Annotated in this window: 18 protein-coding genes; 8 read left to right on the plus strand and 10 right to left on the minus strand. The window is 59.7% G+C overall.

The genetic code is table 11. The annotated features are described in order from the left end of the window. Window positions 1–96: 96 nt before the first annotated feature. Window positions 97–864 (plus strand): DODA-type extradiol aromatic ring-opening family dioxygenase, encoded by a 768-nt coding sequence (locus tag ACR52_RS14365; RefSeq protein ID WP_048725192.1) that lies wholly within the window; start codon window positions 97–99, stop codon window positions 862–864. A gap of 165 nt (window positions 865–1,029) precedes the next feature. Here the strand turns inward: ACR52_RS14365 and ACR52_RS14370 are convergent, their stop codons facing one another. Beyond that, window positions 1,030–2,703, minus strand: a complete 1,674-nt coding sequence (locus ACR52_RS14370) for a DEAD/DEAH box helicase (protein ID WP_048725194.1) — start codon at window positions 2,701–2,703, stop codon at window positions 1,030–1,032. 421 nt (window positions 2,704–3,124) lie between these two features. Between ACR52_RS14370 and ACR52_RS14375 the strand changes: the two genes are divergently transcribed. After that, window positions 3,125–3,916, plus strand: a complete 792-nt coding sequence (locus tag ACR52_RS14375; protein WP_048725196.1) for a crotonase/enoyl-CoA hydratase family protein — start codon at window positions 3,125–3,127, stop codon at window positions 3,914–3,916. A gap of 121 nt (window positions 3,917–4,037) precedes the next feature. Here ACR52_RS14375 and ACR52_RS14380 read toward each other — a convergent pair whose 3' ends face one another. After that, window positions 4,038–4,793, minus strand: a complete 756-nt coding sequence (locus ACR52_RS14380; protein WP_048725198.1) for a spermidine synthase — start codon at window positions 4,791–4,793, stop codon at window positions 4,038–4,040. A gap of 124 nt (window positions 4,794–4,917) precedes the next feature. On the opposite strand from ACR52_RS14380, the gene ACR52_RS14385 reads away from it, so the two are divergent. Continuing rightward, window positions 4,918–6,264, plus strand: a complete 1,347-nt coding sequence (locus tag ACR52_RS14385; RefSeq protein ID WP_048725200.1) for a class II 3-deoxy-7-phosphoheptulonate synthase — start codon at window positions 4,918–4,920, stop codon at window positions 6,262–6,264. Window positions 6,265–6,389: 125 nt separating this feature from the next. Here the strand turns inward: ACR52_RS14385 and ACR52_RS14390 are convergent, their stop codons facing one another. Both ACR52_RS14390 and ACR52_RS14395 read right to left on the minus strand, forming a co-directional pair. After that, a complete protein-coding gene (locus ACR52_RS14390) occupies window positions 6,390–7,607 on the minus strand; it encodes a winged helix-turn-helix domain-containing protein (RefSeq protein ID WP_048725202.1) in 1,218 nt (405 codons plus the stop codon). A gap of 45 nt (window positions 7,608–7,652) precedes the next feature. After that, complete coding sequence (locus tag ACR52_RS14395; RefSeq protein ID WP_048725204.1) at window positions 7,653–7,859, minus strand: DUF1127 domain-containing protein; 207 nt, start codon at window positions 7,857–7,859, stop codon at window positions 7,653–7,655. Between the two features lie 70 nt (window positions 7,860–7,929). Here ACR52_RS14395 and ACR52_RS14400 point away from each other — a divergent pair, with 70 nt between their 5' ends. Then, window positions 7,930–8,811: a LysR family transcriptional regulator gene (locus tag ACR52_RS14400; RefSeq protein WP_048725205.1), complete on the plus strand. Its 882-nt coding sequence runs from the start codon at window positions 7,930–7,932 to the stop codon at window positions 8,809–8,811. Here the strand turns inward: ACR52_RS14400 and ACR52_RS14405 are convergent. Beyond that, window positions 8,801–9,550, minus strand: coding sequence for a sulfite exporter TauE/SafE family protein (locus tag ACR52_RS14405; RefSeq protein WP_048725207.1), 750 nt, complete (start codon window positions 9,548–9,550; stop codon window positions 8,801–8,803). The two genes, ACR52_RS14400 and ACR52_RS14405, sit on opposite strands and share 11 nt — an antisense overlap. Window positions 9,551–9,658: 108 nt before the next feature. On the opposite strand from ACR52_RS14405, the gene ACR52_RS14410 reads away from it, so the two are divergent. The 4 genes from ACR52_RS14410 (at window position 9,659) to ACR52_RS14425 (ending at window position 12,844) form a co-directional block, all read left to right on the plus strand. Further along, window positions 9,659–10,609, plus strand: a complete 951-nt coding sequence (locus ACR52_RS14410) for a LysR family transcriptional regulator (protein ID WP_048725209.1) — start codon at window positions 9,659–9,661, stop codon at window positions 10,607–10,609. An 80-nt stretch (window positions 10,610–10,689) separates the two neighbouring features. Further along, entirely contained in the window at window positions 10,690–11,142 is a 453-nt protein-coding gene (locus ACR52_RS14415; RefSeq protein WP_048725211.1) for a MarR family winged helix-turn-helix transcriptional regulator, read from the plus strand. 238 nt (window positions 11,143–11,380) lie between these two features. Next, window positions 11,381–11,800, plus strand: a complete 420-nt coding sequence (locus ACR52_RS14420; protein ID WP_048725213.1) for an organic hydroperoxide resistance protein — start codon at window positions 11,381–11,383, stop codon at window positions 11,798–11,800. Between the two features lie 27 nt (window positions 11,801–11,827). Continuing rightward, window positions 11,828–12,844 (plus strand): alpha/beta hydrolase, encoded by a 1,017-nt coding sequence (locus ACR52_RS14425; RefSeq protein ID WP_048725215.1) that lies wholly within the window; start codon window positions 11,828–11,830, stop codon window positions 12,842–12,844. A 161-nt stretch (window positions 12,845–13,005) separates the two neighbouring features. Here the strand turns inward: ACR52_RS14425 and ACR52_RS14430 are convergent, their stop codons facing one another. The 5 genes from ACR52_RS14430 to ACR52_RS32000 form a co-directional block, all read right to left on the minus strand. Further along, a complete protein-coding gene (locus ACR52_RS14430; protein ID WP_048725218.1) occupies window positions 13,006–13,578 on the minus strand; it encodes an elongation factor P in 573 nt (190 codons plus the stop codon). A 295-nt stretch (window positions 13,579–13,873) separates the two neighbouring features. After that, window positions 13,874–14,059 (minus strand): gp19.5 family protein, encoded by a 186-nt coding sequence (locus ACR52_RS31735; protein ID WP_048725220.1) that lies wholly within the window; start codon window positions 14,057–14,059, stop codon window positions 13,874–13,876. 203 nt (window positions 14,060–14,262) lie between these two features. Further along, window positions 14,263–15,972 (minus strand): phage terminase large subunit, encoded by a 1,710-nt coding sequence (terL, locus tag ACR52_RS14440; protein ID WP_201778995.1) that lies wholly within the window; start codon window positions 15,970–15,972, stop codon window positions 14,263–14,265. Window positions 15,973–16,013: 41 nt separating this feature from the next. After that, window positions 16,014–16,292, minus strand: a complete 279-nt coding sequence (locus ACR52_RS14445) for a hypothetical protein (RefSeq protein ID WP_053221244.1) — start codon at window positions 16,290–16,292, stop codon at window positions 16,014–16,016. Further along, a complete protein-coding gene (locus ACR52_RS32000) occupies window positions 16,279–16,743 on the minus strand; it encodes a hypothetical protein (RefSeq protein WP_048725225.1) in 465 nt (154 codons plus the stop codon). Before ACR52_RS32000 ends, ACR52_RS14445 begins: the two co-directional genes overlap by 14 nt. Between the last annotated feature and the right edge of the window lie 48 nt (window positions 16,744–16,791).

A 16,791-nucleotide genomic window follows, 5' to 3' on the forward strand; every position in this document is an offset into this window, starting at 1 on the left:
CCCGAAAATTCGATCAAAAGGCGCTAAAACTTATATTAGATTTAGATCAATGATCTGATTGAAGATGGGCCCATGTTAACGCTCAGGACCCCACTTATGCTCCCCAGCCTGTTTATCTCCCACGGTTCGCCGATGCTCGCCCTGCAACCCGGCGCCAGCGGCCCGGCCTTGCGGCGTCTGGCCGCTGAATTGCCACGCCCGAAGGCGATTGTGGTGGTGTCGGCGCACTGGGAAAGCCAGCAATTGCTGGTCAGCGGCAGCGCTGCCCCCGAGACCTGGCACGACTTCGGTGGCTTCCCCCGCGAACTGTTTGCCGTGCAATACCCGGCGCCAGGTGACCCACAGTTGGCCGGCGAAATCGTCGAACTGCTGCATGCCGATGGCCTGGATGCCCGCATCGATGATCGCCGCCCTTTCGACCACGGCACGTGGGTGCCGCTGTCGCTGATGTACCCGGCGGCCGACATTCCGGTGGTCCAAGTGTCTCTGCCCAGCCGTATGGGCCCTGCCCTGCAGACCCGGGTCGGGCACGCCCTGGCCAGCCTGCGCGGGCAAGGCGTGCTGCTGATCGGTTCCGGCAGCATTACCCACAACCTGGGAGAGCTGGACTGGCACGCAGGCCCCGAGAGCATCGAGCCGTGGGCACGGGATTTTCGCGATTGGGTGGTGGACAAGCTCGCCGCCGACGACGAGTCGGCGCTGCACGACTATCGCCGCCAGGCGCCTCATGCCGTGCGCAGCCATCCCAGCGATGAACATCTGCTGCCGCTGTACTTTGCGCGTGGCGCCGGCGGTGAATTCAGCGTGGCGCACCAGGGCTTCACCATGGGGGCGCTGGGCATGGATATCTACCGGTTTGGCTGACGGAGATCTAAATGTGGGAGGGGGCTTGCTCCCGATGGCGGTGAGTGAGTCAGCTTATGTCTTGCTGATACACCGCCATCGGGAGCAAGCCCCCTCCCACCAGACAAAAAAATCCCCGAACCAGTCGGGGATTTTTTATGTGCGATCAATCAACCCAAGGGCAGATCAATCTTCGCGGTAGCGACGCAGCTTCAGCTGCTTACCGGCAACGCGAGTGTCTTTCAGCTTGGCCAGCAGTTTTTCCAGACCGTCTTCCGGCAGCTCCACCAGGGAGAAGCTGTCACGGACCTGGATGCGACCGATGGCTTCACGTGCCAGGCCACCCTCGTTGAGGATAGCGCCCAGCAGGTTCTTGGCCGCGATACCATCACGCGCGCCAAGCGCGGTACGGCAACGGGCACGGCCTTCAGCCAGTGCAACCGGAGCACGACGCTCACGATCACCACGCTCTGGGCGGTCGCCGGAACGCTCTGGACGATCACCGCGTGGCGCGTTGTTCGGAACCAGTGGACGTTCTTTCTCGATCGCTGCCAGGGTCAGGGCCTGAGCGTTGGTGGCTTTGCGCAGCAGGGCTGCAGCCAGGGCACGCGGGGTGCAACCGATATCGGCAGTCAGGCGGTCCAGCAGTTCGCCGTGGGTCGATTCAGCGTCAGCCACCAGCGGCGACAGGCTGTTGGTCAGTTTCTTGATGCGGGCATCGAGAACGGCCTGGGCATCCGGCAGGCGGACTTCGGCAACTTTCTGACCGGTTACGCGCTCGATCACTTGCAGCATGCGGCGCTCACGTGGAGTCACCAGCAGCAGTGCACGACCTTCGCGACCAGCACGGCCGGTACGGCCGATACGGTGAACGTAGGACTCTGGATCGTACGGCATGTCAACGTTGAACACGTGAGTGATACGTGGAACGTCAAGACCACGGGCGGCAACGTCGGTCGCCACAACGATGTCCAGACGGCCATCCTTGAGGGAGTCGATCACGCGCTCACGCTGGTTCTGGGCGATGTCACCGTTCAGCGCAGCGGCTTTGTAGCCTTTGGCTTCCAGGGCACTGGCCAGGTCCAGGGTCGCTTGCTTGGTGCGCACGAACATGATCAGGGCGTCGAAGTCTTCGACTTCCAGCAGGCTCAATACAGCCGAGGTCTTCTGGTCAGCGTGAACCAACAGGTGAGCCTGTTCGATCGCGGTAACGGTCTGAGTCTTGGTCTGGATCTTCACGTGTTGCGGATCGCGCAGGTGGCGTTCTGCAATGGCACGGATCGACTGTGGCAGGGTAGCCGAGAACAGTACGGTCTGACGGGTTGCCGGCAGCGACTTGAAGATGACTTCCAGGTCGTCCATGAAGCCCAGCTTCAACATTTCGTCAGCTTCGTCGAGAACCAGGTGGTTCACGGTCGACAGGACTTTCTCGTCACGACGCAAGTGGTCGCACAGACGGCCCGGGGTGGCGACAACGATCTGTGCGCCGTTACGGATGGCTTTCAGTTGTGGGCCCATAGGCGCGCCGCCGTAAACGGCCACAACGGTTACACCTGGCATTTGCTTGGCGTAGGTTTCGAAAGCGGTTGCTACTTGCAGCGCCAACTCACGGGTTGGCGCCAGGATCAGGGCTTGCGGCTCGCGCTTGGCAGGATCGATGCAATGCAGGATAGGCAGGGCGAACGCGGCGGTTTTACCGGTACCGGTTTGCGCCTGGCCAATCATGTCCTGGCCGGCCATGATGATCGGGATCGATTGCTGCTGAATAGCCGAAGGTTCTTCGTAGCCGGTCGCGATGACGGCAGCAAGAATGTTCGGGTTAAGATTAAAAGCGGCGAAGCCGCCGGTTTCCTGGGTCATGGGTCTGCCTCTAAGTGCATCCGCAAAGACCCATGCTCCAAAGCTGCGCATGCCGTGTTGAGACTCAAGAGTCGCCCTGGCTGCTTTGTCGGCGGGGATTTGCGAAAACGAATGAATGAAAAAGATTCGTCAAGGGAGAGTCCGCTGTGCGGACGAGCAGCCGAAGCTGACTTCGGGGAATTGCGCTACCTAAACGCGGCCCGGTTAAAGGCCGGCGCGCACTATACCGGAAATACCTGAAAAAGGGAGCTTTTTTTATCGGAAAGCACCGATAAACCGCGCTGCGTCACAGTCTTTGCGCAGACGCGCGCCAGGGTCTATTTTTCAAAGGCCCGGCCCTGCTGGTCATAACGCTTAAACGGTTCACCTACCCATTGAGACCTTTGGTCTGAAACCTTCCCTAAGCCCGAGGGCACACCCGATGAATCAAGCCAGCAGCAGCCGCGTCAGCCGTGAACTCCAGGGCCATGTCATGCTGTTGGGCCTGGACCGGGTGGCCAAGCGCAATGCCTTTGACCTGGATTTACTCAACGAGCTGAGCCTCGCTTATGGCGAATTTGATCGAAATGACGATGCGCGGGTGGCCGTGGTGTTTGCCCACGGCGACCACTTCACCGCCGGCCTGGACCTGGCCAATGTCAGCGGCGTGATGAGCGGGGGCTGGCAACCGCCACTGGGGGGCTGCGATCCCTGGGGTGTGTTCGCCGGCCCACGGGTCAGCAAACCGGTGATCGTCGCAGCCAAGGGCTACTGCCTGACCATCGGTATCGAGCTGATGCTGGCGGCGGATATCAACCTTTGTGCGAGCAACACGCGCTTTGCGCAGATGGAAGTGCAGCGTGGGATTTTTCCATTTGGCGGTGCGACGTTGCGCTTTCACCAGATCGCAGGCTGGGGTAACGCGATGCGCTGGCTGCTCACCGGCGACGAGTTTGATGCCCACGAGGCCCTGCGCCTGGGATTGGTGCAGGAAGTGATGGCCAGCGAAGACCTGCTGCCCCGCGCCCTCGAACTGGCCAACCGCATCGCGCGCCAGGCGCCGCTCGGCGTGCAGGCGACGCTGGTGTCGGCACGCCAGGCGCGCATGGAAGGCGAAACAGTCGCGGCGGCGGGTTTGCAGGTGCTGGTGGAGAAACTGCTGAACAGCGAGGACGCCAAGGAAGGCGTCCGCGCCATGATCGAGAAGCGACCGGGTGTGTTCAAGGGCCTTTAGACGCGAGGCGGGCGGCTAGCCCTTGCTCGCGAAGGCCGTCAACGATAACGAGTGTATTCAGAATGCTCGCGGCGCCCTCAGGTTTTTCGCGAGCACGCTCACTCCTACAGGGAATATCGCGTCAGGTTGCAGGCCGAATCGCTTTGATCAACGCCTGCAACGAGTAGCCCAGTCGCGGCGCCAGCGCTTCGGCACGGGCCGAAAGCGCATGGATGTCCAGTTCCTGATCCAGCTCGGAGGGCACCAGCAGGATCACATTGCCCTCCTTCACCGGCAGTTCCCAGTAATGCCGGTGATACAACCCGCGCAGCAACGCCGCCCCCAAGGGTTTGCCGTCATCGGTGGCCCACTGGTTGATCACCAGCCAGCCGCCGGGGTTGAGTTTTTTCTGGCAGTTTTCCAGGAAGGTCCAGGCGAGGTGCCCGACGCCGGGGCCGACGTCCGTATAGAGGTCGACGAAAATCAGATCAGCCGATTCAGCGGTCTCAAGCAATTCCAGCGCGTCACCGATACGAATGTACAGGCGTGGATCATCGTCCAACCCCAGGTACTCAATCGCCAGTCGCGGCACGTCTGGGCGTAACTCAATGGCCTCGACATCTTCCAGCGGCAAGAACTTGAGGCAGGCCTGAGTCAGCGTACCGGCGCCCAGCCCAAGAAACAGAGCGCTGTCCGGTTGCTCATGGCACAACGCACCGATCAGCATGGCGCGGGTGTAGTCGTACTCCAGCCAGCTCGGGTCAGCGGTGAATACGCAGCTTTGCTCGATGGCATCGCCAAACTCGAGAAAGCGGTAGTCGGCCACTTCAAGCACACGGATCATGCCGAAGTCATCATGGACCTCAGCGAGCAGGCGCTCGACACGCTCCTCTGTCATCACTACTCCTAGGGGGTTGGCTGCACAGCAAAGGCGCGATTGTCGGCCAACCGGCGGCAACAGGTCACGCACTAATTGCTGATAACATTGGCGCCCGAACATCAATCAACCAAACGAGTTCATGATGAGCCAACCCTGGAGCCCCGACAGCTGGCGCGCCCTGCCGATCCAGCAACAACCCCAGTACCCGGACGCAGCCCACTTGCTGCAAGTGGAGCAGAACCTGGCCAGCTACCCGCCGCTGGTGTTTGCCGGGGAAGCCCGCGAGTTGCGTCGTCAGTTTGCCGAAGTGACCCAGGGTCGCGCGTTCCTGTTGCAGGGTGGCGACTGCGCCGAGAGTTTTGCCGAGTTCTCCGCCGCGAAAATCCGCGACACCTTCAAGGTGCTGTTGCAGATGGCGATCGTGATGACCTTCGCCGCCGGCTGCCCGGTGGTAAAAGTCGGGCGCATGGCCGGCCAGTTTGCCAAGCCGCGTTCGTCCAACGATGAAACCATCGACGGCGTCACCCTGCCCGCCTACCGCGGCGATATCGTCAACGGCATCGGCTTCGACGAAAAAAGCCGTGTGCCGGACCCGGACCGCCTGCTGCAGTCCTACCATCAGTCCACCGCCACCCTTAACCTGTTGCGCGCCTTTGCCCAGGGCGGTTTTGCCGACCTGCACCAGGTGCACAAGTGGAACCTGGACTTTATCGCCAACTCCGCGCTGGCCGAAAAGTACAGCCAGTTGGCGGACCGTATCGATGAAACCCTGTCCTTCATGCGCGCCTGCGGCATGGACAGCTCACCGCAACTGCGCGAAACCAGCTTCTTCACTGCCCACGAAGCGCTGCTGCTCAACTATGAGCAAGCCTTCGTTCGCCGTGACAGCCTGACCAACGACTATTACGACTGCTCGGCCCACATGCTGTGGATCGGCGACCGTACCCGTCAGTTGGACGGCGCCCACGTTGAGTTCCTGCGCGGGGTGAATAACCCGATTGGGGTCAAGGTCGGCCCGAGCATGAACCCCGACGACCTGATCCGCCTGATCGACATCCTCAACCCGGACAACGATCCCGGCCGCCTGAACCTGATCGCGCGGATGGGCGCGAACAAGGTCGGCGACCACCTGCCCAACCTGATTCGCGTAGTACAGCGCGAGGGCAAGCAGGTGCTGTGGAGCTCCGACCCGATGCATGGCAACACAATCAAGGCGAGCAGCGGCTACAAGACTCGCGACTTTGCGCAGATCCTCGGCGAGGTGAAAGAGTTCTTCCAGGTGCACCAGGCCGAGGGCACCTATGCCGGCGGGATTCATATCGAGATGACCGGGCAGAACGTCACCGAATGCATCGGCGGCGCGCGGCCGATCACCGAAGACGGCTTGTCGGACCGTTACCACACCCACTGCGACCCGCGGATGAATGCCGATCAGTCGCTGGAATTGGCGTTCCTGATAGCCGAGACGTTGAAGCAGGTCAAACGCTGAGGATCGATGACTAACCCTGCGGTGAGTGGGCCTGTTGTGGTGGGTGGACCTCTTGTGGCAGGCGGGCTTCCTATGGTGAGCCCGCTCGCCACAGGAAGCCCGCTCGCCACAAAGGCGCCGACCACTCAAGTTTGTAGCATCGCTACCCGCAACCGGGCGGCACTCGGTCGCGGGCAATTGAGCTGGACCTGTTCCAGCCCCAGCCAGTCGGCCATTTGCCGCAGGTTCAGCGCCAGCGCCAGCATTCCCTCATCATCCAGCCCCGGTTCTTCCTCGTGTACCGCGTGCACCGCCAGGCGCCCGTTGGCGCGTTCGGCGCGCAGGTCGACCCGCGCAGCAATACGCTCGTTATGCAGAAACGGCAGCACGTAGTAGCCGTACACCCGCTTGTCTTGCGGCGTGTAAATTTCCAACCGATAACGGAAATCGAACAGCCGCTCGGTGCGGCTGCGCTCCCAGATCAGCGAATCAAACGGCGACAGCAATGCACTGGCCGCCACCTTGCGCGGCACTTTCGGCTCCGGCAGGCAGTACGCCGGCTGCTTCCAGCCCTGCACCTGGCAGGCCAGCAATTGCCCGTCCTCGACCAATTCAGCCAAGCGATTGCGGCTGTCGGCGGGCTCCAGGCGGAAGTAATCGCGCAGGTCTTTTTCGCTGCCTACACCCAACGCGGTAGCGCTGTGCAACAGCAAGCCGCGCTGAGCGTCGGCTTCAGCCACCGATGCTTGAAGGATCGCGCCGGGAATCACCCGCTCCGGCAAATCATAGAGACGCTCAAAACCCCGCCGCCCCGCGACCGTAACCAGGCCAGCGGCAAACAGCCATTCCAGCGCGTGCTTTTCATCACTCCAATCCCACCAGGGGCCGGCGCGTTCCTCACGGGTCGACAAGCTACCCGCCCCCACGGCGCCCTGCTCCTCGACAATGCGCAACACCCGTTGGATGGTGGCCTGTTGCTCACGCCCAAAGCGCGCCATTTGCTGGTAGATCCCTAGCCCCTGCCGGGCCCGCGCCATGCGCCAGCGCATCAACGGGTACAGCGCCATCGGCAGCAGCGAGGCTTCATGACCCCAATATTCAAACAGCGAGCGCCGCCGGCCATGGCTCCAGGCCGCTTGCTCAAGGATCACAGGGGAATAATTACCCAAGCGCGAAAACAGCGGCAGGTAATGGGAGCGCACCACCGCGTTGACCGAATCAATCTGCAACACGCCCAGGCGCTCGATCAATCGGTTGAGGTGCGTGGCCTTGATCAGTGCAGGCGCCTGGCGCCCGGAAAAACCCTGGGCGGCCAGCGCCATGCGTCGAGCTTGCTTGAGGGAAAAGGACAGGTCGGCGGGCATGGGACTCTCCGTGTGGGCGCGCCAACTACCCTACTGCATTCGGGGTCATTTTCGCAGCGGGTCATGCCATAAATGCAGGTGACGCTCCAGTTCCACGTCGCCTCGGTTGAGCCCGATGTCCTTGAGCGCGACATCACTCAAGGTTGCCAGCAACTGACGCTCATGATGCAAGGCCTGCCAGCGAGAAATCATCTGAAACAGCCCGGAAAGCGGACGTTTCGCCATCAACACAAAACCTTTTTGACCTTTCATCTTCTCGCCCTCCAGTGGGGATGACGCAAGTGTGTGCCTGGCCTTATGATCAATCCAACGAATGTTTCTTATGCAACACATCTCGGAGATTGATCAATTGTCCGGCTACCCAAGCATCGACACCGAAGTGCTGCGCACCTTCGTCGCCATCGCCGACCAAGGCGGGTTTACCCGCGCCGGCGAGCAGGTCAACCGCACCCAATCTGCGGTCAGCATGCAGATGAAGCGCCTGGAGGAGGACGTGTTGCAGCGCAAGCTGTTCGAGCGCGATGGCCGCCAAGTGCGGCTGACACCCGAGGGCCAGGTACTGCTGGGCTATGCGCGGCGCATCCTGAAACTGCACAGCGAGGTGTTCAACACCCTGCGCGAGCCGCACATGGTCGGGCTGGTGCGTATTGGCACGCCGGATGATTACGTGATGCGTTTCCTGCCGGGGATTCTCAAACAGTTTTCCAAGGCGTACCCGCTGATCCAGATCGAGATGCACTGCGAAGCGTCAACGGTGTTGATGCAGCGACGTGACCTGGCGCTGACCGTTATCAGTCGCGAGCCCGGCAATGATATCGGCGAGCTGTTGCGCACTGAGCGCATGGTGTGGGCGGCGGCGCCGTGCTTCTGCGTGGACGAACACGACGCACTGCCTCTGGCGATTTCCGGCACTGACTGCCTTTACACCCAGTGGGCCCTTGCTGCACTGGATTCAGTCGAGCGCGATTATCGCCTGGCCTACCACAGCTCCAATGGCGCGGCGATTCAGGCAGTCGTCAGCGCCGGCCTGGCGGCAATGGTCAGCATGGAAAGCCTGGTGGCTGAAGACCTGCGTGTACTCGGCAGCGACGAGGGGTTTCCACCCTTGCCGTCGATGAACCTGCGCCTGCTGCGTAACCCACTGATGACCTCGCCGATCACCGAATGCCTGGCCGAGTACATCGTCGAAGGCTTCAAACTTTAAAGGTCAGCATCACCGCGCACACCACCAGGAAGCCGCAGAACAGGCCGCGCAACAGCCGCTCCGGCAACGCATGGGCAACCTTCACGCCCCAACTGATACTGAGCAGGCCGCCAACCGCCAGGGGGATGCCGATCGTCCAGTCCACCTCGTGGTGCCAGGCGTAGGTGACCAGCGTCACGCCGGTGCTGGGCAGCGCCAGTGCCAGGGACAAGCCCTGGGCGACGACTTGGGTGGTGCCGAACACGCTGGTCAGCACCGGCGTGGCAACCACCGCGCCGCCGACGCCAAACAAGCCGCCCATGGAGCCCGAGGCGGCACCCAACACCCCAAGCCACGGCCAGGAGTAACGCATCTGCGCGCTCGGCGGTGCATTACGCGTGAACATGCGCAACAGGTTGTAGGCCGACAGCGCCACCAAGAAAGCAATAAAGCCGATCCGCATCGCACCGGCGTCCAGGCCCACCGCCCAGATCGAGCCCAGCCAGGCGAAGCTGAAACCCATCACGCCGAGTGGCAACGCGTGGCGCAGTTCAATGCGGTTGCGCTGGTGATAACGCCACAGGGCCAGCATCACGTTGGGCACCACCATCACCAGCGCCGTGCCTTGGGCGATCTGCTGATCGAGGCCGAACAAAACGCCGAGTACCGGGATGGCAATCAGCCCACCGCCGATGCCAAACAGCCCGCCCACGGTGCCCAGGGCCGCGCCCAATACCAGGTACATCGCTAAATCCAACACCGTTCGTTACTCCGCAATCCCAAGCCTTGCATCCTACGCAGTCGGCTATGGCGCGGAAACGCACAGCAACGCACAATGGCTGTGCCAATCTCGCATAAGCGTACGCCGATGAACCCCAATGCCCTGACCGATCAACTCAGCCTGTTTCTCGATGTACTGGAAACCGGCAGTTTTTCCGCCGCCGCCCGCCGCCATCCACTGACCCCCTCGGCCGTGGCCCGGCGCATCGACAGCCTGGAGAGCTCGGTCGGCAGCCGCTTGTTCCAGCGCAGCACTCACGCCGTGGTGCCAACCCCGGCAGGCCTGGCCTTCGCCGAGCGGGCACGGCGGATTGTCAGCGAGTTGCAACTGGCGCGAGCCGAAGCGGTTTCCTTGAGCCATGCGCCGGAAGGCTTGATTCGCGTGGATGCGCCGGCGGCCTTTGGTCGACGGCATCTGGCGCCGGTGATTGCCGACTTTCTGAATGTGTACCCAGGGCTGGATGTGCACCTGCATTTGATCGACAGTTTTGTCGACATGCAGGGCGCGCACCTGGGCAAGGTCGACCTGGTGTTGCGCGCCGGGCATATTGTCGACACCCGGCTGATCGCCACGCCCCTGGCCAGTATCGTGCGCATCGCCTGTGCCAGCCCGGCCTACCTGAAAAACCGGGGCACGCCGACCCATCCCAGTGAACTGAGCCAGCACGACGGCCTGGACTGGGATGGCCTGGCGCCCATGTTTGCCTGGCGCTTCGAGTTGGACGGGCGCCGCGCCACGTATCGCCCGCAGCGCATCCGCATGAGCGCCAACAACGCCGAAGCGCTGCTGTCCGGCGCCCTAGCCGGGCTGGGTATTGCGCATCTGCCCACGTGGCTGGCCAGTGAATACCTGGTGCGCGGCGAACTCTTGCCACTGTTTTGCGAAGGGGGGCTGCCCAGCCCGGAAACCAGCGGGATCTACGCGCTGCGCCTGGAACAACAGCCCAACGCGCGCAGCCGCTTGTTGCTCGAATACCTGAAATCCCGTTTCAGCCCCGTGCCGCCCTGGGATCTGGCGCTGCAAAGCGGACTGGTCTGACCGTACGGACAGAATTATCTGGCGCATTAAACATTTGCCCGCTAGATTCCAGTCCAGACACGCTTTTTTGAGGCACCGCCATGAGCAAAAATCCGAATCCTTGCGAATCCTTGATGCTGGACAACCAGCTGTGTTTCGCCCTGCATTCCACCTCCCTGCTGATGACCAAGGTCTACAAGCCTCTGCTGCAAGCCCTTGGCCTGACCTACCCGCAGTACCTGGCCATGATGGTGCTGTGGGAAGAAGATGGTTTGACCGTCGGCGAAATCAGCAGCCGCCTGCTGACCGATCCGGGCTCCCTGACGCCGCTGCTCAAGCGCCTGGAAGCCGAAGGCCTGTTGAGCCGTACCCGCAGCCGTGAAGACGAGCGCGTGGTGGTGGTGGAATTGACCGTCGCCGGCCGCGCCTTGCAGGACAAGGCCATGGGTATTCCCCAGTGCATCCTCGGCGCCAGCGGCCTGGAGCTGGAGCAATTGCGCAAGCTGCAAGCTGACCTGATCGCCTTGCGCGGCAACCTGCAGAACGCAATCTAAAAGCGCCAACGCACTAAAACTGTGGGAGGGGGTTTACTCCCGATTGCGGTAGCTCAGCCAATGCTTTTATTGACTGACCCACCGAAATCGGGAGTAAACCCCCTCCCACATTGATTTACAGCACCCACAAAATATTTGTAATATTTATCTTGCGCGCTAAACATTAGCGCTATACATTCGCCTCACCAACTACTTAGCGCGCAAATATTTAGCGCTAACAACTCAAGAGGACGACACCATGCAAACGCTCTATACCGCAGTAGCCACCGCCACCGGCGGCCGTGATGGTCGTGCTGTTTCCAGCGACAACATCCTCGACGTAAAACTCTCCACACCCAAGGAACTGGGCGGTGCTGGCGGCCAGGCCACCAACCCTGAACAACTGTTTACCGCCGGCTACTCGGCCTGCTTTATCGGCGCACTGAAGTTCGTCGCCAGCCAGACCAAACGCAAAATCCCGGATGACGCTTCGATCACTGCCCACGTCGGTATCGGTCAAATCCCCGGCGGTTTCGGCCTGGATATCGACCTGCACATCAGCCTGCCCGGCCTGATCCAGGACGATGCACAAAGCCTGGTCGACGCGGCTCACCAAGTCTGCCCGTACTCCAACGCCACCCGTGGCAACGTTGATGTGCGCCTGCACGTGACGGTCTGATGACCTCTGCCGCCCCAGGAGAAAAAAATGAACACAATTGGTAAAGCGCTCACCGGTACCCTGCTCGCCCTGTCGATCACCCACGCGTTCGCCGCCTCTGGCGATGTCGAACACAACACCCAGGCTTTCCTGGATGTGTTGAACGCAGGCTCCGGCAAACCGATCGAGCAACTGTCGCCCAAGGATGCCCGTGCCGTGCTGACGGGTGCCCAGGCCGGCGTCAAGCTGACCCTGCCGAAAGCTGATGTCAGTCAGAAGACCATTCAGGTCGATGGCAAGCCTTTGGAGTTGACCATTGTGCGGCCGGCCGGCGTCAAGGGCACCTTGCCAGTGTTCATGTTCTTCCACGGCGGCGGTTGGGTGTTGGGTGACTACCCCACCCACGAACGTCTGGTGCGGGATCTGGTAGCGGGTTCGGGGGCGGTGGCAGTGTTCGTCAACTACACGCCGTCACCGGAAGCGCACTACCCGGTGGCGATCAACCAGGCGTACGGCGCAACCCAGTGGGTGGCCGAACATGGGCAGGAAATCAATGTCGACGGCAAGCGCCTGGCCGTGGCCGGCAACAGCGTCGGCGGCAATATGGCGGCGGTAGTCAGCCTGATGGCCAAGGACAAGGGCACCCCGGCGATCAAATTCCAGCTGCTGTTGTGGCCGGTGACCGACGCCAACTTCGACACCGGGTCCTACAACCAGTACGCCGAAGGGCACTTCCTTACACGCAACATGATGAAGTGGTTCTGGGACAACTACACCACCGACGCCAACCAGCGCGCCGAGCTCTACGCCTCGCCGCTGCGGGCAACAACCGCACAGCTCAAGGGCTTGCCGCCCGCGATGGTACAGACCGCCGGTGCTGACGTGCTGCGTGATGAAGGCGAAGCCTATGCACGCAAGCTGGACCAGGCGGGTGTGCCGGTGACTGCCGTGCGTTACAACGGCATGATCCACGACTACGGTTTGCTCAACGTGGTCAGCCAGGTGCCCGCAGTACGTTCGGCACTGCTGCAAGCGTCGGATGAGCTGAAGCAACACCTGAAGTAATAAAACAAGCGCCCACAAAAAAGCCCACTGGTAGGACCGAGCTTGCTCGCGAAAAACTCACAGGCACCGCGTACATCCAGGATGTACGCGTTATCGTTGACGTTTTTCGCGAGCAAGCTCGCTCCTACAGCGGGCTTTTTTTCGTATCGGAGGGGCCAGGATTAGACCTTGGCACGACCTTTGTAAGAACCACCTTCACGGGTATCGATCTCGATCCAGTCGCCGATTTCAACGAAATCTGCAACGCTCAACTCGGTACCATTTTTCAGTTTGGCTGGTTTCATCACCTTGCCGGAAGTGTCGCCGCGAGCGGAGCCTTCGGTGTAGTCGACCTGACGCACGATGGTGGTCGGCAGCTCTACGGAAACCAGGCGCTCTTCAAAGAAGATCGCTTCGCAGACGTCGGTCATACCTTCTTCCACGAACGGCAGAACGGCTTCGATATCTTCAGCGTTCAGCTCGTACATGGTGTAGTCGGTAGTGTCCATGAACGTGTAGGTGTCGCCGCTGATGAAGGACAGGGTCGCTTCTTTGCGGTCGAGGATCACGTCTTCCAGTTTGTCATCGGCGCTGTAGACGATCTCGGTCTTGTAACCGGTCAGCAGGTTCTTCAGCTTGGTCTTCATGATTGCGCTGTTACGACCGGACTTGGTGAATTCAGCTTTCTGAACCAACCAAGGGTCGTTTTCGAGCTTGATGACGGTACCGGGTTTCAGCTCTTTACCAGTTTTCATTGCGTATATCCGAAATTTGGATGGGATTTACAAAAATCAAGGTGGCGTATCATATCCAACTTTCATAAAACTGGGCAATGAAAGAACTGATCGGCCATTCTCCTGGATTCATTGGGCACCGTAAAGCCCCTTGTAGCGGCCTTGGTGTACCCTTGTGCCAGCGCAGTGACAGCCTCGTGCCTCTCTTGGGCCTCATTTGTCCCACACGGAGGGGCCACGGGGGAACTGGCGGCGTAGAACAGTTGAGGTGACCGAAGAGATTTTTCTGTCAGATTCTCAAAGGGACCTCAAGAAGTCATTCAACACACCCACCAGCGACCAAGATACAGACCACGTTCCCAAAGGCTTCAACAAGTGGGCCACCCTGCACCGCTCCGAGAGTCACCAAGAGCAACGCAAGGAATTTGTAGGTAGCCCGGTGCTTCGCCAGGGCCTTAACGACAGCCACAAAGGTCTGCCAGCGAGTAGTCATAACGATCATTCTTCAGCCTCCTTTGAGCTGGTAATAGAGAAGGTGGTAGATGGTGATAACCACCACCCACACAGGAGGTCTCAGAGGCATCTCTAAGAGAGTAACTTTAAGCCTCCCTATGGTTATAGTGGGTGCTTTTGGAGCCCTTGCAGGACGGGGCCTGTAGCCCTGGCAAAACTGAAAAATAAGGGACCCGAAGGCCCCTTTAAGTATCACCACCCCATATAGTTGGTGGTCGTTCCGTCTGTTTCGTACTGCATCATCACGTCACCAATCATCATCTGCCGGTGATCCTCGAAGCCCACAAGCGGGTCTTCCATGTGCTGCATTAGGTACTCTTCAAGCATCTCAGAGGCTCCCACCTCAGAATCCTTTTCCATGGCCTCAGTGAAGAACTGAACGCCGATTGCCAAGGCATCAAGACGGTCATCATGTGCCAGTGAGCCCCGGTCCTTGGTGATCCTTGAGAGCTGATAGAAACCGCTGTACTTGATGTCAGTCGTACCGTCGATGTTCAAGGCGGTCTCATAGTCCCGCGTAATGACATCCTCGGAGACCACCAGCTTGTGGCTCCCCAGTACGGGCTCCAGCACGTCACAGATGCGTAGCTCTTTCTGTCCCTTAGACTTCACCTCAGTGACCGCACAACGGTGCGTACGGGTCATCACAGGGCTGAACAGCTTCACGTACATACCATCACCGAAGTTGCCTTCAATGATCACCTCGTTGACCTTGAAGCGCTTGCCGATGTCTGCCAGGGCCTGCAAGGTCTTGTCATCGTAGCCACCACGGAATCCACCCCAGTCCATCAGGAAGATGTAGCCGTTGAGCATGTAGAGGACGGCGTAGCCAGTCTCATCCTTACCGCGCCCGCTTGGGTCGATCACAAGGAGCTTCGCGGAGTAAGGAGCAGACGCCTGACCCACAGTCTCGTAGCGGTGGAAACGATCACCCTTCAGGCCCACGTTAGGGAGGCCCTTAGCTTCGTTGTTACCGTTAGGCAACCACTGCAAGGTCGTAGGGGCTGTATCGAGGCTGAAGCGCCCCACGATGAAGTCACGCAGTTTCAGCGGGTACTTTTCGGCATCGCTCAGGTTCGGGTTGAGCATGAATTGAAGAGCGAAGCCGCCCTTGCCGTATGACAGCTCACGCTCACGCAAGTCAGTGTCATCAAAGCGCACAGGGTCTGTAGGTTTCCAGTAAAGGGTCCCGTCAGCTTCCAGCTCGTTCGCAATCATTGGTGCCAAACGATGGCCGTAGCTCTCACGGTCTTTCTGGTTTTTCGGGTATCTCGCAGGCCAGATGGTGGTCACATAGCCACGGTTTTCCAGCTCACGATAAAGAGTCATCTCAGTTTGGGGAGTACCCAAGTAGATGATGGTAGATGCTTCACCCGGCTTCAGGATCGCATCGAATTCCTTCACGAGTTCGCCCAGGTGATCCCTTGCGGACTGCGTAGCGGAGTTGTTCGGGACCTCAACGTCATCCGCGATGAGGATGTCAGCACGGGAGCCTGCCAGTTGGCCGGTGATACCTACAGACTTCACAGAGGGTGAGTGGTCGGGCTTGGCCGGTCCCACGTCGAAACTCAGGGAGCTATCCCGTTGCCCTGGCCCTGTCTTCAGCTCAGCAAGGAACGGAAGCAGGTCGATGATTCGCTTGATGAAGATAGAGTTGGCGTCTGCCCGTTCCTTCGAGGCCGACACAATGAGGAACTTCAGCTGTGGGTTGTTCCACAACTTCCAGACCACAAAGGCGCACGTAATGAAGGACTTGCCGATGCCTCGAAAGGCTTGAAGGATGAACCGTCGCTGCTTTCCGTCGCTTAGGGTTCGTGCCATGTCTATCTGGCACTTGGTGGGTTTAGGGAGGTTTAGAGCGCGCCACAGGACAAACAAAAAGGCCACAAAGGACCTTTTCATTAACGCTATGTCCTGCTCGCCAGTGCGAACAGTTCGGGCCATTAGACGGCCTGCCAGACTTCGCGGGTAAACGTCTTGGTGACTTTCTGAACCTCTGTGAGTTCTGCCCCTTCGTCTTCATAGCTGTAATACCAATCGGTGTGATAAGAGCCTGAACGGCTGATACTGAACTCATAAAACTTTCCTGTGGGGAGATGCTTCACGATGAAATCGCAGTGTTGATACTTATGGTCTTGGGTCCACTCCCCTTCTTCGACTTGCTCAAAGTCCGGGTGATCTTCACGAACCAGTTGGCATAACTCCTGTTTATTTAATTGCATTGCGTCCTCCTTGCAGTTCTTTAATTACTCCTTGCAAGCCCGTTACTTGGGCATCACATCGTTGGGCTTGCTCGATAAGGAATCGAGAAGCGTCTGTGTGTAGCTCGGCGTAACCATTAGGGACGGGTCTACCTGAACTTGTGACTGAACGCACAGTGGTATCGCCAAGTTTGACGAGCAGGCTGATATTGTCATTACGCAACCTATCAATAGTCCTCTGAGCCACTTTCGGCTGTTCAGATAAATACGTCTGCCATTGCTTCGAGATGTCAGCCAAAGTCTTTTGAGATTGCTCACGTTCTTCCTCCTGTTTCTGCCTGTAGACTAAAGCTGTCTCAGCGGCCTCCTTAAGGTGTTTCTGGTCAGAGTCGTGATAGCCTTTGAAGTAAATCCCAAGGGCTATCAGACAGGCACACAGAAGCCCCAAGAGACCCTTGGTAAGGGTTGTCATGGTTATGGCTCCTTAGTGCTGAGTTGCTGGACCGTATAGTTCTTCGTC

Origin of the sequence: Pseudomonas fildesensis (assembly GCF_001050345.1) — a bacterium.
GTDB lineage: Bacteria > Pseudomonadota > Gammaproteobacteria > Pseudomonadales > Pseudomonadaceae > Aquipseudomonas > Aquipseudomonas fildesensis.